This window comes from Scytonema sp. UIC 10036 (assembly GCF_009725235.1).
The window spans coordinates 34,747-55,067 of record NZ_WJFC01000082.1 but is presented as its reverse complement, the minus strand read 5'-3'; the positions used below and the strand labels follow the sequence as shown (position 1 = coordinate 55,067).

Sequence of the window (20,321 nt, the reverse complement as noted above, 5' to 3'; positions counted from 1 at the left end):
CCTTGTCCCCCTTGTCCCTACTCCCTACTCCCCACTCCCTCATTCTCCGGTTCGCCTACCAGAGTATTGAGGACAATTTCACCAGCGACTCCATCAGTTTTTCGGGGACGCATGGTTGGACGAGAACGCTTATAACCTGCTCTTTCAGCTTTTTGATGTTCGTAATCAATCAGTCTGCCATAGTACTCGTGCCTGCTAAGATTCATAGATAGGAAAATATGTTGGCGGACATTACCAAAACCTTTGCGGGTGAAGAATTTTACGGCTGGTACATTGGCAGGATCTGTGTCTACTAGCATGAATCGCGCCCCATCTTCTATCATGCGTGAAACAACTTTATCAACCAGTTGGTCTCCCACGCCGCGACGTTGAAACCTGGGACTAACTCCCAACCACAAAATGTATCCGTATGTCCAGCTTGCTTTGGTAATAATGGTTCCCAAAATGAATCCTGCAAGATCCCCATCAACTTCGGCAACCAGGCAGTATTCTGGATCGGTGTTGTAAAGCCCAATCACCTCCCATTCATCCCAGCAACGATATAGATAAGGATATAAATCGCTGGTAAATAACTCTTCGCCCAAGTGGTAAATAGGGGCAATGTCGTCTATTCCTAATTCGCGGACATAAACCGCATCACTATCATCAAAATGCATAAAATAGTAATTAAAAGTTATCTGCAATTTACAAGCTAACTTCTTGAATACTCTCTAGATTTAGTAAGGTTGTAGCTGCTAGAACAGGAGTTGCGATAAGCCGAGTACGGCTTGCGCTAAGAGCGGACGCAGATGTTTGCTCGGACATAGCTTGGGTTCGATTGCACCGTGTCGTGTACTGACAGTAGTTGCAGGCTTTGCTACCGTCAGGTTCTTGGGGAAATAATTCTCCTTGAGAGTAACGTCCTAACCAATATGTTAACCGATTTAGGAGTTGATTCAGCCTGTTAGCAGTTTGCTGGTGTTGAAAGGTACTGTAAACAAACTTAACATTTTGTAATTGACCTTCAGATTGGACAAACCAGTAAGTCATAGAAATATTTTCTGGCAAATAATTGCTAGTTTCAGCTAAAACGTACATATAGAGCCGTGTTTGCCAGTTTTGTTCTAATTTGCTTTTATTTGGTGGTTTTGGATAAGTTTTCCAGTCATGAATTTGTGCTTGCTCTCTATCTGCAATTAATAGGTCATAAATAACCGCCAGTAAATAATTTTGAACTTGGAGTGTCCGGTAATGTTCGCTTTCACGAAAGGTTTGGGTCTGAGAGGAGGGCATCAAAATTTCAGGTGCTGCATTAGCAAAGGCTGTCATCCAGCTTTGTAATTGAGCATCTTCTTTTAAGAGAGAGTCAATAGGCAACCCCATTTCTCGCTGTTGCATGAGCAGGTGAAAGCGACTACCCAAAGTTTGCCGTTCCTCATGCTCTGGGTTAGAGGGAGAATGAAGTTGTTCTAAGTAGGTGTGTTGAAATTGGCGGGGACAACGTTCAAGTACGTTGAGTTGTCCTTGTGAAAGTCGTAAAAGTTGAGGTTGAGTGGTTAGCATATTTATATTCTAAAGGGGTTTCCCGCCCACTCTACAGGAGCTACATCTTAACGCAATATGCAAGTTAAATACTTGACAGCTTAGCTAAATATTACTGATATCATGTCCGGTTAAACAATTATGGTTTACCTGACGCAAAATTTAATTGACTCTCTATTTCCAAAGCTCCAAGATTACCTTCACCAAAATAGTGAGCACTGGTGTTGGGATGTTTTTTTGTAAGAAATTACATTTGTAAATAGGAGTTGAACACTTCCCTGTAACGTAGTACTCAGAGCAGCGCGTTGCCGGGGTTCCCCCGGTTGAAGCGACTGCTCAAAGGTACTTAAGCGGGTCAGCTATCCTTAAAGGGGAGGCACGAAGCCCCGTCCTTTAGGTCGGGGTGCTGACAAGCATTTCATCGTGAGACATATTTCCTATTATGGGCAGTTTAAGCCCTCAGTACAAGAAATATGTCATTAAATCAAGTAATCTGTTGAAGATTAAGATAGGTTTATGACTTCTTCTAGCTAAGCAGAGCCAACAAATTTAGAATTAGCGGGGACAACGTTCAAGTACGTTAAGTGACCATAAGCCGTGAATGTTTTAATTTTTATGTAAATTTTAATCCTAAATTTTCCTTAGAAGGTGTAAAAAATGGATAAGATTTTGCTGATTGGAGTTACCGGAGGCACTGGCACAAATGTCGTCAAGGGATTTCTCGAACAGGGAATGACTAACCTACGTGCCATAACCAGGAAAATCGATCTTGAGCGTCCTTCCCTAGCAAAGATGAACGAAGCAGGAGTTGAGCTTGTGGAGGCAAATTTAGACGATGAAGCTTCACTAGAAGTCGCCTTTGCAGGAATTTCGGCTGTTTACTGCCACGCCACCTCTGCAGATTCTGCTCAACCCGATCCACAAGAAGTCGAGAGAGCAAAGAGAGTTGCACGAGTTGCAAAGAAAAATAACATCAGGCACTTTGTGTATAATTCTGCAGGTGGGGCAGATAGGAATTCTGGAATCAGCCATATTGAACAGAAGTACAAGGTAGAGCAGGTGTTGAAAGAGGCGGGTTTACCAACAACGATGTTGCGGGCTTGCTTGTTCATGGAGGAATTTTGGAAGAAGTACACTCGCCCGTCTATCCTCAAAGGCGTTTTCCCATTCTCTATTCAACCAGATAAACCCATGCATTTGATTACAACTAAGGACATGGGGCGCGTTGCAGCTTATGTAATGAAGAATCCCTCCAAGTATATCGGTCAAGACATTGAGCTTGCTGGCGATGTACTCACTCCAAAGCAAATGACAGAGGCTTTCTCCAAGGCGCAAGGAATTCCAGTAACCTACAGAGAGACACCATCTTGGATATTTTTGCTCCTCTTGCGAAAGGAATTGTTTGATTTGATTCAGTGGTATCGCACCAAGGGTTATCAAGCCGATGTTCAGCATTTACGGGAAGAGTTTCCCGGGCTTTTGACTACATTTAGTGAATTTCTGGCAGAAAGTCACTGGGCAAATAAAGAACTTACCTATGAAAGCTTATAATTCATCTGCGTGCATCAGCGTTCATCTGCGGTTAAATATTCATTCCTAACCCCTAATTCCTAATCCCCTTAGTCAAAATCGAAACCCTCCTTGTAATCGAGTATCCAATCCCTTTTCTCCTATACCAATTTGAGCTTCTAAATATTTATGTTTTAGAATAATGCCGTAGTTAAGGTTGGAAGCTCGACTGTCAAGACCAAGGTTAATTTCACTAAAATTTTTGACATATGCTCCAATAGATGTGTCTCGATTGATTCTTTGTAAGGCATTTAAATCAAAAAAAAGTTCTTTGCCTATTTCTAGTATTGTCTTACATTCTAAGCCAGTTTTTAGACTAAATTGTGTGGTAAGAAATTTTGTCCATTCACTGCGATCGCGACTTTCAGTAAAAGTAATACCTGGAGTCACTGAAAACCCAAAGTTCTGATTTTGGTAAGAGTAGGAATAACTGAGGGTGGCGGAAAAGGGATTGTTTCTATTACTAGCACTATTCCAATTCGCATTAAAGAATGAAGCGTAAGTTTTAATTGCTTTTGGTTTATAGCTAGCATCTCTTTGCACATCTATCTTCTGAAAGCTCAGCAATATATTGCTGTATATTCCTAAGGCAACTTCTTGCAAACCCATATTGTTATGAAACACACCAGGAGCCGTGTTAGAATTAGTATTAAACCAAAAACCTGTCGTAGTGCTATAGTTAAATTGACCAGAAGAACCAGCATACACAATTTCTACTGCTGGTAAATATAAATAGCCATTAAAACTGCTGAAGCGAATATCTTGACGATCTGTTTTGGTTAGTTCAATGCGATCGAAGGCTAAATCTGATGATTTAATACCAATAGGTACTATCTCAGTATTTACTAAATCAAATTGTTGAACAAAAGTTTTCCCGTTTGGATGTTGTAAGATAATCTCAGCAGATGCGGATTCGTTTATCGGAGTCACAGTAGTTTTCCCCAAGGGAAGTTGTGTGCTGATAAAAGTCAGCAGACCAAAGTTTTCATTGGAAAGTCTTAGTTGAGAAAACGAAGTATTTCCTTCTATGACTGGGCTACTATCCTTGTTGAAAAACTGTGTTCCCCGTCTGTAAAGCCCTGCTCTCACTTGAACAATGTTGGAATTGACGGGTGTAATTTTGCTTTTAAAAGTCATGGTTCCAGAAACCTGTTTTAAACCACTGACCAAATTAGCATAAGATAATGTGCGATCGAGCCTGTAATTGATTTGCCTTCTTTGAAGAGCAGTTGCTTTCGTTGTCAAGGCGCTAAACTTCTCTCGATTGTTAAAGCGGGTTTTAGCATCTTCGAGATGAGTCTTGAGGTTATTAATATCAATATTTTCAAAAATTAAACCAAACGCCATTCCTATAGTAGAATTGACACTTTGAGTTTCATCAATCTTGCCATCTTCTAAATTGAGGGTAAGTGATATACCAGGATTAGCAAAAACATTAGTATAAGAAGCACTAACATTCACAGGGTTGTACTCAATCGTAGTGCTGTTGCGAACACGGCTAAAATACACCCTGTACCAATCGTTCTCAGCTTGACGTTGTGTAGTAACGACAAACTTGGGTTTTCTTTGACCATAGGACACCCAATATAACGAATTGAGATAGTGTAAATCTCTTTCGATATCTGTTTGCAAGGGATTGACTAAGGTGTTTAATAAATCTGTATTATCAAACTTTCCTAACTGTGCAACTTTAATCCCTGGAAAAGAAGTGATTGGTGCTGTAAACTGAGATGGTTTTCCTGTGAAAGAATCTCCCCAGAAAATTCCAGTCGCTTCTAAAACACCTTTGGGAATAATCTCTCGTTCTGCCAATTTCACATGACCATCATTGAGTAGAGGTTTTAAATCAATAGTAGGAAAGCCTTGCAAAATTCGGGGAGAATTAGAAAAATTTAAGAATTGAAATAAAGAATTACCGCCGTTGAAACTGTAAGTCGAACCACTCCCCAGATTGGGAACAGTATTTTTCAAAATCGTTATATTAGAATTTCTAGTATCAATTCCACTGTGAATCATTACCCGATTGGCTGGAATTCCTGGTGGATTTGTTATTTGTCCTCCAATAGCCATGATGGAAAAGTTTTGATTTTCGACATCCCCGGTTAGATTCTCAAAATTATTGGGAATAAGCGAAACGGCTTGAAAACCTCCAAATGCTTGCTCTAGTGTGATGCTTTGCGTTATTTCAGTGTCAGTGGATTTGCCTTGATAAAGAATTCCTCCCTGCCATCCTTGAGTCTCGAAAATAATTTTATTACCGGGGAGTACCCAGTAGAATTGGTTTTGTTTAGGAAAAAGAGCAAATGTAAATTTCTGAATAATGGGATTTTCTTTAGCAAAATTTATATCAAAATCAAAATAGCTATTATCTGTATTGGGTTTAAAGACTTGAGGAGAAAAGGTTAAGTTATCGGTTGGATTAACAAGCCAAGGATATTTACTAGCACTAACTGTTAAAGCGTCTAGAAGAATTTCTTGTTGATTTTGATTTTTATCTCTCGGTTCTAAGTTTTCTGATTTTTGAGGGTTTTGTTCTGATTGAGGAGGGGGAGATATTTGGGCTTTTGCTGATTTTAAGGAGTAAAAGTTATAAGTTATTATAGAAAGCAAAAAGATACTGATATTTTTGATGAAAATCAAATTTTTCATTTGATGAAAAGTAAGAAAAAGAATTTGAGTAGTCTCATGTAAAATAAGTAATATTGGTTATTAAAATATTGGCGACAGATGAACGTAGGTTGGGTTGAGGAACGAAACCCAACATTGACAGACATTTGTTGGGTTTCCACACGGGTTTACCCAACCTACAATTTCTAGGTCTATTAACTATTTCAGACTGGTGTGTACACCGTAAGGGGATTTTAGGGGAATCTCAATGTCTTACTTTCATAAAGAGAATTGGGAGCGATCGGATTAGTAGTTGCGCCGATCGCGCTAAAGCGCAACTACGAACCAAATAGAAAAAATTGCATTTTGTTACATATCTATGCAAATTTCTTCTTATTCAAGACCGCTTAAACCATTGACTCCAGCACCTGATTTAATAATTGCTGATTGAGCAGCAACATCATTGGCTGTTATAGCAGCTTTTAAAGCTGCGGCTGCTTCTTGAAGAAAGGGATTAGCACTGACGGAATTCGTGACTGCGGTGACTGCACCAGGATCGATCAGTAAATTAGTAATGCTTTCGTCATTTCCACCTGGAGTTTTTCCTGCTGCGACTGTCGGTTTCACGTTCAGAGGTCCCTGAAAATAAAACCCAGCAGGTAAACTAATTTCTCCACTGATAGTTTGTGACCCGCCAGAAGGTTTAAATAACACAAAACTTCCACTTGCTTTGGCAGTCTGAGCAGCTACGGGTGCTGCTAAAAGTGTTGTGATTCCTAGTAAAGTTAGAAAAGAGAAACTAGATTTTACGCTGAAGTTCATTATGGTGTGCTTCCCGATATTGATGTGCGACTAACTCAAAAATAGAACTAATTTTTCAATGTTTTTTGTTCTTCTTTTGTTCCAAGAAGAAAAGAAAACGGCTTGCTGTTGATTTATTCTTTTATTTCTTTTATTTCTTTTTCTGTGTTTTGTAAATTCGTAGTTCTACAGAGTTATTTTAAAAATTTCTCTTAAAATAAGAAAGGTACAAGTATTTATATCAAAAGCTAAGCGATCGGCTATTACTACGATCGCACACCCTAAATCTGAAAACCTTGTAAACCTTAACCCATGCACCAAGCCAAAGTCTTTATCACCCGCCGCCTTCCCACCGATTTAGCTCAACTGCAACAAGTTGCAACTATCGAAGTTTGGGAAGAACGCCAACCACCTCCTTATGAAGTTTTACGGGAAAAGGTGAAGACAGTAGATGGCTTGCTTTGCTTGCTGACTGACCGGATTGACAAACAACTGATAGAAGCCGAAACTTGTCTTAAAGTAATTAGCCAAATAGCAGTTGGGTACGATAATATTGATATCCCAACTGCCACTGCAAAAAAGATTCCAGTCGGTCACACTCCTGGTGTACTCACAGATGCAACTGCTGATTTTGCATGGGCATTATTAATGGCTGCTGCACGACGAGTTGTGGAGGCGGATAGGTTTACTCGTGCTGGTTTGTGGCGCACGTGGGAACCAGACTTGTTACTGGGGGCAAATATTACAGGTGCTACCTTGGGAATCGTTGGCTTAGGGCGTATCGGTCAGGCAGTTGCCCGTCGTGCCAAGGGGTTTGAGATGCGGCTCTTGTATACTAGCAAACATCGGTGTCGGGTAGAAGTAGAGCAATCCTTGGGTGTGGAGTTTGTAAGTTTTGAAAGTTTACTGCAAGAATCAGATTTTGTGACGATTCATACTCCGTTATCTGATGATACCTACCATCTCTTTAGCGATCGGCAGTTTGAACTAATGAAGCAGTCTGCCATTCTCATTAACACCGCACGAGGAGGAGTTGTCAACCAAAATGCCCTGTACCAAGCACTTTTAGACGGACAAATTGCAGGTGCAGCTATAGATGTTACCGATCCAGAGCCAATTCCCATCGATAGCCCGTTACTCACTCTCGATAATTTGATTATTGCTCCTCACATTGGTAGTGGCAGTCGCCAAACACGGGAAAAAATGGCGAATATGGCGATCGCTAACTTAATTGCTGGGTTGAAAGGCGATCGCTTACCTTATTGTGTCAATCCGAAAGTTTATGAGTGAAGTCATTAACCTATAACTCTACATACATCCTAGCGAAGCTTGAGAACTGCCTGTGAATTACAAAACACGGGAAAAAATAATTCCCTGCCCGTGTAACAGAGCAAGGAATTAATCTACAGGTAGTAAATCCAAACTCATTTACCAAGTAGCTAGGCGGAGATAAACCGAACTACATTACAAAATGACAAATGACAAATGACAAATGACCAATGACAAATGACAAATGACCAATGACAAAACTTACCACTGATATCGAATTTGGTCGTAAATCTTCACGTATTCTTCTCCTGGGTTGTTCCAAGAGTAGTCATACTCCATCCCTTGGAGGGCAAGCTTGCGGAATTCCTCTGGCTCGTTGTACCACAACTTCAGAGCGCGATCCATTGCCGATTCAATGGCATGATAATCAGACTGGTAGAATACGTAACCGTTCCGCTCTTCTGGGGGCTTGTTTTCATCGTAATCTCGGTCAAACACGGTGTTGACAAGTCCACCGACTCCCCGAACTATAGGCACAGTACCGTACTTCAAACCAATCATCTGAGTTAACCCACAGGGTTCATAATTGCTGGGAACAACAATCATATCAGCCCCTGCATAAATTAAGTGGGATAATTCTTCGTTAAAGCCAAGTTCCAGATGAATATCAGGATTATCGTTTAAGAAGCGTTTTTCGTGCTGGAAGTGAGCATTAATCTTTGACTCTGTTGCCGAACCTAACAGCACAAATTGTGCTCCGTTGTGGATGGCGTGGTACATTGCATGATGGACAAGATGCACGCCTTTTTGGTCATCCAAACGACCAATGTAAGCAATGAGTGGTTTATCGACATCCTGCAATAGCAGCCGTTCTCGTAAAGCTTTTTTGTTCTTCGCTTTCTCTTCAAAATTGTCTTGACTAAAGTGATGGGGTATGTAACGGTCTTTTTCTGGATTCCAGAAATCGTAATCAATGCCGTTCAAAACTCCAGTAAATTTACCTTGGTGCAGGTGCAAGGTGTGACCTAGTCCGTACCCAATGGGAGTATAACGAGCTTCCCAGGCATGGTGGGGTGAAACGGTCGTGACTGCGTTGGAGTAAACAATTCCCCCTTTCATAAAGTTGATGGCAAAGGGGTTGAAGTTGTCTCGCAGGCGATCGTAATGGAAGTAATGTTCTGCTCGGTTTAAACCCGTTGCTCGTAGAATCTCACCACCACCAAAGCCCTGATGCTTGAAGTTGTGAATGGTGTAGCAAACCCGTTGATGACTCATCCCGTGATATTGGTAAATCTCATAGAGCATCACTGGAACTAAGCCTGTTTGCCAATCATGGCAATGGATGACATCAGGTCGCTTGTTGCTCTGTTGCAAAAATTGCAAAGCGGCTTTGCTGAAGAACGCAAATCGCGTAGTGTCATCATCGCAACCGTAATAGCAGCCGCGATTAAAGAAATTATCCTGTGAGTGAGGTTCGATAAAGAAACACACTCGCCCGTGTACCCACCCACAGTAGACCGAACAGTGAATCGCCGCACCATTCCAGGGTACCCACAGGTTCATGTAAGCGTCATGTAACCCCCATATGTGGTCGTAGCGCATACAGTCGTACTTCGGGAGGATAAGTTCGACGCAATGCCCCCGGATTTCCAATTCTCTGCTGAGTCCATAAACGACATCGCCTAAGCCTCCAGCTTTAATAACAGGAGCGCATTCTGAGGCAAGGTGAACGATGTACATGTCTATCCTCGCTTAATAAAATTTTACTTTATATTATGTTTTCCATAATTACAGAAAAAATGTATCTCTTGGCAAGTAAGTTACCTATTCATTAGGAACAAAATTACCGAGTGACTGGATAAGTGCCGTTTATCCGTGAAAATGACCTTCTCTATATTTAGAACCCGTGCAAGAATATGTCTTAAGCTATATTGACAGAGTATGTTAATATTTTTTAAATTGGGATTCTAAATATTATGGGTATGGAGAGTAAACTCAAAGAACTCATTGGCTCGCCTAACGTGTGGCTTTTCGTCAGGAGCAGTAATGGCTGGTTAAAGAATGTAGAAATTATGGATGTCAGCAATGATACTGTAACATTTCGTTACGAGCACGAATCAGATACAGAAAAGAGAATGTGGGAGAAAACCACTCGAATTGACAATATTGCGGAAATAGAAGTTCGTTTGTTAACACTGCCAAAGTGCGATCGGCAAGTACAAGATATCAAGGACAGGCTTTCCAAGCTGCTAGAGCAGGAAGAAAAATAAAATATTCAATCAGTTTCACACTCTATAGATCCCCGACTTCTTTGAGGAATGGATCGGCTCCCCCACCTCGTTCCCAGGCTCCGCCTGGGAATGCCTGATTGGGAGGCTCCGCCTCCAGTGTGCAACTAGCGATCGCTCTGTAAAGCCTCGCGATTTGCATTCACAAGCCTTGGCATCGGATCGAGACATACTAAGATGGCTAATTTACAGGAATTGTATTCGATTCATATCCAAATAATAATTAATCTAAGTATTATTAGGTTATATTGATACAAAGTTCTCGTAGGAGATTATTTGAGTACAAGTGACAGCGATCGGCAGTTGGAAGTTCAGGTTGATTGGATAGAAAAGCTTCTTTCAGAAACTAAAGCTTTTGAACCCAATACTCATGAAGAAGCATTAGCCAGAGTTCTTGTTGAGCAAGCTCTAAAAAATGCTGAAAGAACTGCTACCGCACCCGGTATTTCACTTGCAGCTGCTTTTGACCTCATTGTCGCTGCTGAGTACTATACAAAAGTAGTTAACACGGGATGGCTTTATTGTCCAGTAAATGATTCTCCTCTTTTAATTTATCCATACACTAACACCTGTACGTTCGCTCATTTTTGAAAGGGTGAAGGATACGAATCTATTTCTGATGATTGTGATATCATGTCCGCTTATATACCCTGAATAAAACTCACGCAAAGACGCAAAGGCGCTAAGAAATTAAGACACTTTTATTATGGTTATGCTACCGGACATGATATGATTTGTGATTTAATCTCCCGTATTTGTTGTGGATTCATTTCTTTGTTCGCTCCTCTAAAGCTGAAGATTCTTTGATTCCTAGCACCTCTTGTAACAACTTACGTTCTTCAATAGGAAGTTCTAGCAAGGTACGCCTGTCTCCTTTTGTCTCTCGATAGCGGACAGCAGTATTTAAAAGACTAAGGGAAACTTGAAACTCAGGACGATTTTCTACTACTTCCCGCCATACTTCCAGCCATGTTTGTGCTGCTTTATCACTAACCATTTCTGACATCAACGCCCGAATGCTCTCCTGTCGCACAAGCCCCTGTGCTAATACTGAAGTCACTTGGTGTTTATCGTAAAGCTCTACTATGGACATGATACGAGTTTTCCACAATGTTGCATCGTTTGTACTGTTTGCTGAAAAAGTGGATTACGATAATTAGTAGCTTGCCAGCTAACGAAATACAGCAAAGGACAAAAATGACACAGTTACATAACAGCGATCGCCCTAGAAGAGGCAGATTATTTCCAGAACGTACTATTTCACCTACAGAAAAAGCCAAACGCCAAGCAGAGGTGGAAGCTTTTCATCAACGCGGTCGTATCATTTTTGAGCAACTTCGTCTCCAACTCATTCAAGACCACTACAATTGGTTTATCTTAATCGAGCCAAATAGTGGAGACTACTTCGTCGCACCAAATAGTATGAGTGCTTTACAACAAGCGCTGCAAAAATACCCACAAGGTCAATTTGCAACTTTCCGTTTGAATGAGACAGGAGTCTGCGGACGGATATGATCCAAGGAGAATTTGATGATATAGGTCAGTTATTCTTTGAAATTGATTTGATTAGTGCCAGTGGCGAGAGTTTTTCAGTAACCGCTTTACTTGACACAGGTTCTACAGAGTGGTTGGCAATCAACGAGCAAGATTTGGAAGCTCTTGAGTGGCCTCGTGTAGAAACAAGAAATGTTGTAACTGCTATGGGTGAAACTGTATTCAATACTTACTTGGGAAAGGTAGTATTAGATGCACAGGAGTATACACTTGAGGTGGTTGCTGGGTCTGACTTGAGAGAAGTTATTTTGGGATTGCCTTGGTTGCAAAGTCGTCGGTTGGTTGTTGATAGACAGTAGGGAATACTGACGTTATCTTAGGGCGATTGTCTTGTCTCTACTCAAATCAGAGCCAGGTTTGATATTACCTCAAACAATACAATCCCAAATCTACGCTCCAACACTCGACATTTGTCGCCTGATAAGAGCATCCCCAGATCGAACATCAAACCAGTGAATATGTTGGGGAGACAATGCTAAGGTAATATCCTCACCACTCCAACTTTGGTCTGTTGGTAGCAATGCACGTACTGTCGTCTGCGATCCTTCAATCCTCACGCTGACCAAATAGTGCATACCCAAGTTTTCTACTAGATACACTCGCCCTTTAATCGTTTGTGTATCATTTGCTTCTGGAATCCGAACGTTTTCCGGACGAATTCCCAAGACAATTTCAGGTGGAACAGTTGGTAAATCTGGGAGAGCTATCTGGAAATTCCCCAGCATTGCGTGTCGCCCTTTACAAGGCAAAGTCAGTAAATTCATTTGAGGACTCCCAACAAATCCAGCAACGAATAAATTGGCTGGATGGTTGTAAATGAGATCGGGTGAGTCAAGTTGTTGGACATAACCATCATTGAGCAAAGCCACTTTGGTAGAAAGTGTCATCGCTTCTGTCTGGTCGTGGGTAACATAGACAACCGGAACATTTTGAGCAGCAAATAGTTGCTTGATATCTGCACGCACTCGTTCGCGCAACAGTGCATCTAAGTTACTTAATGGTTCATCCAACAAGTATACATTGGCACGACGCACAAGCGCTCGCCCTACCGCTACTCGCTGTCGTTGTCCCCCGGACAGTTGACCGGGCTTGCGGTTCAATAATTCTTCTAATCCTAAAATATTGGCAACGTCTGCTATTCGGCTTTTAATCTCTGTAGGTGGAGTGCGGTGTAGTTTGAGACCAGAAGCCAGGTTGTCGTACACTGTCATGTGGGGATAAAGTGCATAACTTTGGAACACCATTGCGATATTGCGATCGGCTGGTCGTTTGTATGTGACATCCGCGTCTCCAATTGTAATTTGACCGCGAGTCGGTTCTTCAAGCCCTGCAATCATTCGCAATGTGGTAGACTTTCCACAACCAGAAGGACCTAGTAAAGTGAGAAACTCTCCATCATTTACGGTTAAGCTAATATCTTTTACCGGAACAACTTTGGAGGTGTAGGTTTTATTTAGGTTTTTTAGTACGAGTTTAGCCATTTTTCGATTTTAGATTTTAGATTTTGGATTTGGGATTGATTAAGGATTTTGGATTTTAGATTTTGGATTTGGGATTGATTAAGGATTTTGGATTTTAGATTGATTAAGAATTTTTGATTTTAGATTGGCGATTGGGGATGCGATCGCCTATTTTCAAAGAAAGTTTATTGTAGAATCGATAAAAAAATTCCTAGTAAGCGATCGCATGGAAATAGCGACAACTCTAACTTATCAATGTACAAAATGTTGTTAATCAAACGCAAAAACTTCCAAGCAGTCCCTGACGTAACACACCCGTGAATAGCAGATACATCCTTACCCTCATTTTCATTAAAAATTTTAGCAGCTAGCATTTCTGCACCACACTGACCCAATCCACTATTCAGATTGTTATTTTTTGCTTCAACAATCGTCATGACCGGGGCTGAAATGAAATATTGTTCTTTATCAAGACTAATCAAAAAGTCTGGATTACCATTTAGCCCAAGATTCGGATCGACTGTGAAATCGTTGCCACTAAACAGCGCTACCTCATTGCACTTTTGCTCCTTTACCTCCAATAGTACTGGAAAAATTATCATTTCAGATCTAGATTTTTCTGTGTCTGTTGCCAGAGCTAAAGGTACAGTTTTATCTAGGAACCGAACGAGAAAATCTGAGGGTGGTACTGGTGTAATTTCTGGGAAAAGCACAATGTTTTCCTCAATTTTCAAATTAAAGTCTTTTACCAGTTTTTTGAGAGTAAATTGGCTGTATGGCATTCTTCAATCCAAAATCCAAAATTCTTAATCAATCCCAAATCTAAAATCCCAAATCTAAAATCCCAAATCCAAAATCCATTCATCCTTTAACAGCACCAGCAGTCAGACCTTGAACAATTCTACGCTGGAAAAACAAAACAAGTAAAACTAAAGGCAAAGTTCCCACAACAGTTGCAGCTGCAATTGGACCATAGGGAATTTCATAAACTGAAGCACCACCTAACTGTGCTGCAGCCACGGGAATTGTCTTTAACTCTTCACGAGTCATAAACGTGAGCGTAAAAATAAACTCATTCCAGGCAAAAATAAAAGTAAGAATCCCAGTCGTTACCAGGGCGGGAAGAGTCATAGGGAGTACAATTTGCCACAGCAATTGAAAAGTATTGTATCCATCAACTCTAGCGGAATCTTCTAAATCTTTGGGCAATTGCTGGAAAAAACTTCTCAAAACTAAAATTGTCAGAGGTAAATTGATAGCAGTGTAAGGTATAATCAACGCCAAATAATTGTTACCCCACCTGAGTGCTTGAATAATTTCTAACAATCCTATAAATAGAAGAATTCCAGGAAATAAAGTCACAATAAGCACACCTGCAAGAATAAATCGTTCACCCCAAGGACGTAACCGTGCAAGAGCATAAGCTGCAGGTGCTCCAATCGCTAAAGAAAGAGCTGTAGATGTCACAGAAACGAAAGCACTGTTGAAGATATAACGCCAAAATGGACGGCGGACAAATAGCTCAATGTAGTGAGCAAGAGTGTATCGCGTCGGAACATAGACAGTGGGAATAGCAGCAATATCCTCATTCACCTTAAAAGACGTCAGCAGTTGCCAAAAGGCTGGTGCTAGACTGAACAAAACCACGAGTGCAATTGCTATTGGTAGCAAGAATTTTTTCCAAGGAATTGCCTTTTTAGGTGGCTTTGAAGTTCTTGGTGGAATTGTTTCTCGAATTGCAGTCATGAGTTTATAACTCCATATATCTAGTAATTCGCCACATAAACTCTCACGGGTAAACCAACGATTAAATTTCTTCTCTCTTTCTCTTCCTCTGCGCCCTCTGCGCCTCTGCGGTTTTAAAAAATCCCTCAAATTCAAAGTTGCGAACCACCAGCACGAGATTTGTTAAGCAAGAAACTAGCGATCGCCACCGCTGCAACAAGTATTAAAAACGTTACAACCACAAGAGCAGCCCCATATCCAAAATCCAAGTAGCGCATCACAGTAGAATAGATATACAGCGACACCACTTCCGTTGCACCACCAGGTCCCCCTCCAGTCATCACAGCAATCAAGTCGAAAATCCCAAAAGCTTGAGCAAACCGAAACAACACCGAAATTAGGATTTGCGGTAACAGCAACGGCAGAGTAATTTTATAAAAGTTTTGCCATGGCGTTGCACCATCAACGGAATGAGCTTCATAAAGATCCTGCGAAATTGACTGCAAACCAGCTAGCAGCAAAATACTAATAAAAGGTGTCGTTTTCCAAATATCAGCAAATATAACTGCTATCATGGCCAGCGTTGGATCTCCCAACCAGTTAATACCAGTCTCTATCAACCCCAATCGCCACAGAATATCATTCACAACTCCAAACTGGTCGTTAAAAATCCAAGCCCAAGCTAAACCAATCAGAGCCGTAGGCAAAGCCCAAGGTAGAATTGCGATGGTACGCACAACTCCCCGTCCAAAAAACGCTTGATTGAGAACTAAGGCAATTCCCAATCCCAGCAATAACTCTGAAACCACGGATGCTGTTGTAAACACAGTTGTCGTCCAAAGACTCTGCCAAAAACGACCATCCCCCATCATCCGTACATAATTATCCAAACCAGAGAATACAGGTTGTAACTCCGTTCCCAAATTTCTAGTAAATACACTTAACCAAAATGCCCGTGCGATCGGATACGCAAATACAAACAACAGCAGTAGCAATGCTGGTGTGAGTAAAACCCATGCTGTTCTTTGTTGCCGACTTCGGAGTGTTTGCGAGTTCATATAATACCATTTTGGGTTTTAGATTTTAGATTTTGGATTGAGTAAGCTGTGTCTCAACTTAACCTCAACCAACTATCTGTCGCATTCTTTTTTTCAATTTGGTATAGTCTTCAGTATTAACTTTATTCAATTCTTAGCAGTTGGCGTGTTTCCCTAGCAGCAGCCTGCATTGCTCGTTCTGGAGTCATACGATTACTGAGTGTTGCACTTAAGTAGCGCTGTAAAATATCTGACGCCTGAGCATATTGAGCAACTGGTGGGCGTAAGACTGCCTTATCCACAACTTTCAGCAACTGAGGAAAGTGAGGAAATTTAGCTACAATCTCCGGATCTTTAAATAATGCGCGTCGGCTTGGCGCATAACTTTCGCTCAGAGTCACTAGGCGTTGTGCTTCTTCACTTGTGAAATATTGAATTGCTTTCCAAGCTTCTTCTTTGTGTCTGGAAGATTTCGCAATTCCTAAACCCCAACCCCCAAGACAAGCCCCTCCAGTGCTACCAGGTGCATGAACCATCGTTTTCATGCCAAATTTGCCCCGGATTGGCGAACCCTCTTTATTAGCTAAAGTCCAAACATAAGGCCAACTTCGTAGAAATGCCACTTGACCGCTTTGGAACATCCGCCTGGTATCTTCTTCGATATAAGTCGTCACTCCAGGAGGGGAAATACCTTCCCGCACAGTGCTACGCAAAAACTCGATCGCTCTGAGAGTTTCCGGTCGATCCAGTCCCACCTCACCCGTATCAGAATTAATCCAGAAGCCACCAGCACCTTCGAGAACTTCCACAAACATTGCCACCAATCCTTCATACTGGCGACCTTGCCAAACATAACCCCACTTTACCTTGTCTTGTTTCTGCAAGGTTTGGGAAATTCGTATTAAGTCCTCAAAGGTTTCAGGGGGTTTAAATCCTGCTTCTTTGAGCAAGTCTTCTCGATAGTAGAGCACTCCTGCATCAGAACGCACGGGAATCCTGTATAACTTGTCTTGATAGCGTCCCGATTCTATATCCTTTGGTGAAAACGCTGCTAACTCTTCCTTGGAAATGCGATCGTCTAAAGGTAACAACCAGTTAGCGGCGGCAAACTTAGGTGCCCAGATAGTATCCATATAAATCAAGTCATACGGAGACTCACCCAGGATAAAAGCAGAAGTATACAAGTCTTCCAACAAATTGGTAGCATTCGGTCCTTCAACAAGGTTAATCCGAATACCTGGATTTTTAGCTTCAAAGTTTTTAATTAAAAACTGTTTCCAAGGTGGAGCATCAGGAGCAGCAATCAACATATTCAAGACAACTGGTTGCTGCGAGAATGCCACCAAAGTGTATAATATAATACTCAATAAAAGTGTCAGAAAAACTCCTGTAGGCAAAAAACCTTGTTTTCGTAACAAGTTTCGCAGTTTACTAAGAGGCTTGCGGTACAACATTATAAATGAATATGGTCATTAACTGCTAGCAAATCAAAAGATTCAACTCTCTAAACATGATTTTTTGTTTACTTCTTTTCTTATATTAATACACAACTTTCCAAAGATAGAGAAAGCTAGCAAGGATAACTTTCTTCAGAAGTAGAGGAAGGATATTTCTAAAGTTTACATTTTTTCATATTTAGCCAGTTAGCTAAAACGACAAAGTAGAGCAATTCTCATTTTTTTTCTCTGCGATCTCAGCGCCTGGAGCGGTTTAAAAGTAATTTATTTAACCGCAGAGACGCAGAGTAAGCAGAGGTAAGAGGAGAGAGTTGATTTCCTGTATATTTGTATCCACGTTGAAAGGGTTGGCAATGCCCACCCTACGTATATTTCAGATTGGAATTTCAATCAAGAACTCTGTTCCCTCACCTAGAACTGAATTACAACTCAACTTGCCACTATGGGTTTCTTCAACAATTTGTCTTGCTATAGCCAATCCCAAACCCGTCCCTTTACCGACTCCTTTGGTTGTAAATAAATGGTCAAATATTTTCTGTATAACTTCCGCGCTCATTCCCTTACCATTATCAGCAATAAGAATTTTAGCTTGATTATCTTTGCGGAAAGTTTTCACAGTAATTCTGTTAGGATGTGCTTCAATTTCTGTAAAACTCCGTCCACTATTGGATTCTTCTAAAGCATCAATGGCATTAGCTAAAATATTCATGAATACTTGATTTAGTGGTTGTTGACCAAGAATTCGTTCTAATTCGGGTATGACTTCAATAATTACTTGTCCACTTTCCCCTACAACATCTAATATTTTGCTTTTTAATGACTGAATTTTTGCATCGCTTTCTGTTAAGAGTTGTTCCATCAAATCCGGGAAAGCATGAATGATACGCTCTCGATAGACCAAATCTTAAACACCAGATTTAGTATTCCCAATTAATTCCAATGTCATTGCGTTGGCATATGCCTACTCTAGCGCGATCGCATAGACAATTTGGAGGCACGTACAGTACAAGTGCCCAGTCTTCAGTTTTCTTTAATAGTTTCTTGATTTTGTATCAAAACTTGAAATGCGGCTAATTCATCCGGTTCACCCACTGCAAGCAAGCGATCTCCGACTTGCAAAACAGTTTTGGCTGATGGATAATGCAGTATCTCATCGCCTTTTTGAATTGCCATGACAGTCACTCCTGTCACTTTACGGATATCTGCTGTTGCTAGTGTCATACCTACTAAAGGAGAGTCACTTGCCAAAGCCATCCACTGCTGCTGAAGTTCTGGTACATTGAGAGCAATATCTAGTTCGGGGTTAAGAGTACCACTTTGCACTCGAATATTTTGGTAGCGGTTACTTCGCATCCCTTCCATAAGCGAGTAAATAATTGATGGGCGTTCTCCCAAAGTACCCAACAGATGCGATCCAATTTCCAATGCTGCCTCAAACTCTGGTTGCACCACTTCCTTCGCCCCCAATTGAGTGAGAATATCGATTTCCTTATTCTGATGGGAACGAGCAACCACATCTAAATCGGGTGCTAACTCCAAGGCGCGTTTTAGTAACAAGCGTGTACTAGCTGGATCGGGTAGAGCAATAGCGAGGGCTTTGGCTTTATCTAAATGTGCCTTTTCTAACACCAACTCTGAATCTGCATCACCGAAAATATAAGGAATATTTTCAGTTCTTAAGCGTTTAATTGCTGCTTCACTACTGTCAATAACTAGAACCTTATGCCCTTGATTTTGTAAGATATTGACAACAACTTGCCCAACTCGTCCATATCCTGCAACAACTACATAATCGCGAAACCCTTCTGGGATAGACAAATCTTTTGTATCTCGAAATTGACGTAAGTAGCTAGCCAAAAACGGTATATTTATTATCTTGTTAGCTAACACTGGAGAAAATCGCAAACAGACAGGAGTGAATAATAAAGTAATTGCCGTGGTTCCTAGTAGTAATAAATACTGTTCTTGAGCAATCAAGCCTTGTTGCCGACCCACTAAAGCTAACACAAAAGAAAATTCACCAATTTGATTCAGTCCCAAACTCGCAATAACTGCTGTTTTAAAGGAGTAGCCAAATTTCAAGACAATAGGCAAGACAATTGCTGCTTTTCCTATCATCACGACTACAACCAAACCCAAAATGATGCCAAAATTTTGAATTAAGATATTGGGATCGATCAGCATCCCAATAGAAGCAAAAAACATACTGGCAAAAGTGTCTCTCAAAGGCAGAACTTTTGCCAAAGCTTGATCGGCATAATCAATCTCAGAAATCATCAAGCCTGCAACAAAGGCTCCCATCTCAATGGAAAGACCAAGCTGAGCAGTAATAAATGCCACTCCCAAACACAGAGCAATGACTGTCAGAAGAAATAACTCGCTATTTTCTGTTTCCGCTATCCGTTTCATGACTTGTGGAACTAACCAGCGCCCTGCAACAAAAGCCACTGTCAGAAACACCAGCACTTTTAATAAAGCAGTGAGTAGTGCTAAACCAATATTGGCAGGGTTCTTGAGAGTTGGTAAAATTGCTAGCATTAGCCCTAATGCCAAGTCTTGAGCAATCAAAATTGCCAGCATAACTTGACCATGTACCGTATTGGTTTCTCCTCGTTCTGTAAGAGTTTTGAGAACAACCGCAGTCGAGGAAAGGGAGAGAACCGCCCCCAAAAAGATACCTTGAGATGGTGTATCTACCCAACCAACCAAAGTTGATAGTAATGCCACCAAAGAAATAGTTAAACCCATTTGCAGTAAACTGCCGTTAAGAGCAATATTTTTTACCCGTTTGAGTTCTGCAAGGGAGAACTCGACGCCAAGGGCGAACAATAAGAAAGCAACACCAATTTCTGCAAAAGGTTTAATCTGGTCAACTTCTCTCAGGAGTCTGAAACCAAAAGGACCTACAACTAATCCACTCGCTAAATAGCCCAACAGAACTGGTTGGCGCAGCCGATTAGCTATATAGCCTCCAACTGCGGATGCACCCAGAACTGTTGTCAGATCTAAAATAAAATTTTGCCCTACCGCCAT

General features: G+C 41.1%; 19 protein-coding genes and 1 pseudogene. 6 read left to right on the top strand and 14 right to left on the bottom strand.

Features of this window, described 5'->3' with window-relative positions:
• Positions 1 to 17 precede the first annotated feature (17 nt).
• Both F7734_RS31645 and F7734_RS31640 read right to left on the bottom strand, forming a co-directional pair.
• Complete coding sequence (locus F7734_RS31645; protein ID WP_155748517.1) at positions 18 to 656, bottom strand: GNAT family N-acetyltransferase; 639 nt, start codon at positions 654 to 656, stop codon at positions 18 to 20.
• Between the two features lie 28 nt (positions 657 to 684).
• Positions 685 to 1,542, bottom strand: a complete 858-nt coding sequence (locus F7734_RS31640) for a PD-(D/E)XK nuclease family protein (protein ID WP_155748516.1) — start codon at positions 1,540 to 1,542, stop codon at positions 685 to 687.
• Between the two features lie 636 nt (positions 1,543 to 2,178).
• Between F7734_RS31640 and F7734_RS31635 the strand changes: the two genes are divergently transcribed.
• Complete coding sequence (locus tag F7734_RS31635) at positions 2,179 to 3,072, top strand: NmrA/HSCARG family protein (RefSeq protein WP_155748515.1); 894 nt, start codon at positions 2,179 to 2,181, stop codon at positions 3,070 to 3,072.
• Between the two features lie 72 nt (positions 3,073 to 3,144).
• On the opposite strand, the gene F7734_RS31630 is transcribed toward F7734_RS31635, so the two are convergent.
• Positions 3,145 to 5,739: a hypothetical protein gene (locus F7734_RS31630; protein ID WP_155748514.1), complete on the bottom strand. Its 2,595-nt coding sequence runs from the start codon at positions 5,737 to 5,739 to the stop codon at positions 3,145 to 3,147.
• A gap of 351 nt (positions 5,740 to 6,090) precedes the next feature.
• Positions 6,091 to 6,519, bottom strand: coding sequence for a hypothetical protein (locus F7734_RS31625; RefSeq protein ID WP_155748513.1), 429 nt, complete (start codon positions 6,517 to 6,519; stop codon positions 6,091 to 6,093).
• Positions 6,520 to 6,810: 291 nt separating this feature from the next.
• Here F7734_RS31625 and F7734_RS31620 point away from each other — a divergent pair, with 291 nt between their 5' ends.
• Positions 6,811 to 7,788, top strand: a complete 978-nt coding sequence (locus tag F7734_RS31620) for a D-glycerate dehydrogenase (protein ID WP_155748512.1) — start codon at positions 6,811 to 6,813, stop codon at positions 7,786 to 7,788.
• A gap of 240 nt (positions 7,789 to 8,028) precedes the next feature.
• On the opposite strand, the gene glgA is transcribed toward F7734_RS31620, so the two are convergent.
• Complete coding sequence (gene glgA / locus F7734_RS31615) at positions 8,029 to 9,507, bottom strand: glycogen synthase GlgA (RefSeq protein WP_155748511.1); 1,479 nt, start codon at positions 9,505 to 9,507, stop codon at positions 8,029 to 8,031.
• Between the two features lie 236 nt (positions 9,508 to 9,743).
• On the opposite strand from glgA, the gene F7734_RS31610 reads away from it, so the two are divergent.
• Positions 9,744 to 10,037, top strand: a complete 294-nt coding sequence (locus F7734_RS31610) for a DUF6679 family protein (protein WP_243147192.1) — start codon at positions 9,744 to 9,746, stop codon at positions 10,035 to 10,037.
• A 22-nt stretch (positions 10,038 to 10,059) separates the two neighbouring features.
• On the opposite strand, the gene F7734_RS31605 is transcribed toward F7734_RS31610, so the two are convergent.
• Positions 10,060 to 10,197 carry a hypothetical protein gene (locus tag F7734_RS31605; RefSeq protein ID WP_155748509.1) on the bottom strand — a complete coding sequence of 46 codons (138 nt, stop codon included), beginning with the start codon at positions 10,195 to 10,197 and terminating at the stop codon, positions 10,060 to 10,062.
• A 134-nt stretch (positions 10,198 to 10,331) separates the two neighbouring features.
• Between F7734_RS31605 and F7734_RS31600 the strand changes: the two genes are divergently transcribed.
• Positions 10,332 to 10,646, top strand: coding sequence for a hypothetical protein (locus F7734_RS31600; protein WP_155748508.1), 315 nt, complete (start codon positions 10,332 to 10,334; stop codon positions 10,644 to 10,646).
• A gap of 175 nt (positions 10,647 to 10,821) precedes the next feature.
• Here F7734_RS31600 and F7734_RS31595 read toward each other — a convergent pair whose 3' ends face one another.
• Positions 10,822 to 11,148: a hypothetical protein gene (locus F7734_RS31595; protein WP_155748507.1), complete on the bottom strand. Its 327-nt coding sequence runs from the start codon at positions 11,146 to 11,148 to the stop codon at positions 10,822 to 10,824.
• A 104-nt stretch (positions 11,149 to 11,252) separates the two neighbouring features.
• Between F7734_RS31595 and F7734_RS31590 the strand changes: the two genes are divergently transcribed.
• A complete protein-coding gene (locus F7734_RS31590; protein ID WP_155748506.1) occupies positions 11,253 to 11,570 on the top strand; it encodes a hypothetical protein in 318 nt (105 codons plus the stop codon).
• The gene (locus F7734_RS31585; RefSeq protein ID WP_155748505.1) at positions 11,567 to 11,908 is read left to right on the top strand and encodes an aspartyl protease; all 342 of its coding nucleotides are present in this window, start codon (positions 11,567 to 11,569) and stop codon (positions 11,906 to 11,908) included. Before F7734_RS31590 ends, F7734_RS31585 begins: the two co-directional genes overlap by 4 nt.
• A gap of 90 nt (positions 11,909 to 11,998) precedes the next feature.
• Here the strand turns inward: F7734_RS31585 and F7734_RS31580 are convergent, their stop codons facing one another.
• From F7734_RS31580 to F7734_RS31550, 7 genes and pseudogenes are all read right to left on the bottom strand, one after another.
• Positions 11,999 to 13,090, bottom strand: a complete 1,092-nt coding sequence (locus F7734_RS31580; protein ID WP_155748504.1) for an ABC transporter ATP-binding protein — start codon at positions 13,088 to 13,090, stop codon at positions 11,999 to 12,001.
• Between the two features lie 164 nt (positions 13,091 to 13,254).
• The gene (locus tag F7734_RS31575; protein WP_155748503.1) at positions 13,255 to 13,851 is read right to left on the bottom strand and encodes a hypothetical protein; all 597 of its coding nucleotides are present in this window, start codon (positions 13,849 to 13,851) and stop codon (positions 13,255 to 13,257) included.
• A gap of 79 nt (positions 13,852 to 13,930) precedes the next feature.
• Positions 13,931 to 14,815: a carbohydrate ABC transporter permease gene (locus F7734_RS31570; protein WP_155748502.1), complete on the bottom strand. Its 885-nt coding sequence runs from the start codon at positions 14,813 to 14,815 to the stop codon at positions 13,931 to 13,933.
• A gap of 131 nt (positions 14,816 to 14,946) precedes the next feature.
• The gene (locus F7734_RS31565; protein ID WP_155748501.1) at positions 14,947 to 15,852 is read right to left on the bottom strand and encodes a sugar ABC transporter permease; all 906 of its coding nucleotides are present in this window, start codon (positions 15,850 to 15,852) and stop codon (positions 14,947 to 14,949) included.
• 122 nt (positions 15,853 to 15,974) lie between these two features.
• Complete coding sequence (locus F7734_RS31560) at positions 15,975 to 17,285, bottom strand: ABC transporter substrate-binding protein (RefSeq protein ID WP_155748500.1); 1,311 nt, start codon at positions 17,283 to 17,285, stop codon at positions 15,975 to 15,977.
• Positions 17,286 to 17,661: 376 nt separating this feature from the next.
• Positions 17,662 to 18,048: pseudogene (locus F7734_RS31555) on the bottom strand (ATP-binding protein); the annotation flags it as partial.
• Between the two features lie 260 nt (positions 18,049 to 18,308).
• A complete protein-coding gene (locus tag F7734_RS31550) occupies positions 18,309 to 20,321 on the bottom strand; it encodes a cation:proton antiporter (RefSeq protein ID WP_155748499.1) in 2,013 nt (670 codons plus the stop codon).

Coding starts and splice junctions, on each gene's coding strand:
- F7734_RS31595 (WP_155748507.1), bottom strand. CDS start 11,148: ATGTCCATAGTAGAGCTTTACGATAAACACCAAGTGACTTCAGTATTA.
- F7734_RS31605 (WP_155748509.1), bottom strand. CDS start 10,197: ATGCAAATCGCGAGGCTTTACAGAGCGATCGCTAGTTGCACACTGGAG.
- F7734_RS31580 (WP_155748504.1), bottom strand. CDS start 13,090: ATGGCTAAACTCGTACTAAAAAACCTAAATAAAACCTACACCTCCAAA.
- F7734_RS31630 (WP_155748514.1), bottom strand. CDS start 5,739: ATGAAAAATTTGATTTTCATCAAAAATATCAGTATCTTTTTGCTTTCT.
- F7734_RS31565 (WP_155748501.1), bottom strand. CDS start 15,852: ATGAACTCGCAAACACTCCGAAGTCGGCAACAAAGAACAGCATGGGTT.
- F7734_RS31570 (WP_155748502.1), bottom strand. CDS start 14,815: ATGACTGCAATTCGAGAAACAATTCCACCAAGAACTTCAAAGCCACCT.
- F7734_RS31610 (WP_243147192.1), top strand. CDS start 9,744: ATGGGTATGGAGAGTAAACTCAAAGAACTCATTGGCTCGCCTAACGTG.
- F7734_RS31560 (WP_155748500.1), bottom strand. CDS start 17,285: ATGTTGTACCGCAAGCCTCTTAGTAAACTGCGAAACTTGTTACGAAAA.
- F7734_RS31625 (WP_155748513.1), bottom strand. CDS start 6,519: ATGAACTTCAGCGTAAAATCTAGTTTCTCTTTTCTAACTTTACTAGGA.
- F7734_RS31550 (WP_155748499.1), bottom strand. CDS start 20,321: ATGGCGGTAGGGCAAAATTTTATTTTAGATCTGACAACAGTTCTGGGT.
- F7734_RS31590 (WP_155748506.1), top strand. CDS start 11,253: ATGACACAGTTACATAACAGCGATCGCCCTAGAAGAGGCAGATTATTT.
- F7734_RS31620 (WP_155748512.1), top strand. CDS start 6,811: ATGCACCAAGCCAAAGTCTTTATCACCCGCCGCCTTCCCACCGATTTA.
- F7734_RS31640 (WP_155748516.1), bottom strand. CDS start 1,542: ATGCTAACCACTCAACCTCAACTTTTACGACTTTCACAAGGACAACTC.
- F7734_RS31575 (WP_155748503.1), bottom strand. CDS start 13,851: ATGCCATACAGCCAATTTACTCTCAAAAAACTGGTAAAAGACTTTAAT.
- F7734_RS31635 (WP_155748515.1), top strand. CDS start 2,179: ATGGATAAGATTTTGCTGATTGGAGTTACCGGAGGCACTGGCACAAAT.
- F7734_RS31645 (WP_155748517.1), bottom strand. CDS start 656: ATGCATTTTGATGATAGTGATGCGGTTTATGTCCGCGAATTAGGAATA.
- F7734_RS31585 (WP_155748505.1), top strand. CDS start 11,567: ATGATCCAAGGAGAATTTGATGATATAGGTCAGTTATTCTTTGAAATT.
- glgA (WP_155748511.1), bottom strand. CDS start 9,507: ATGTACATCGTTCACCTTGCCTCAGAATGCGCTCCTGTTATTAAAGCT.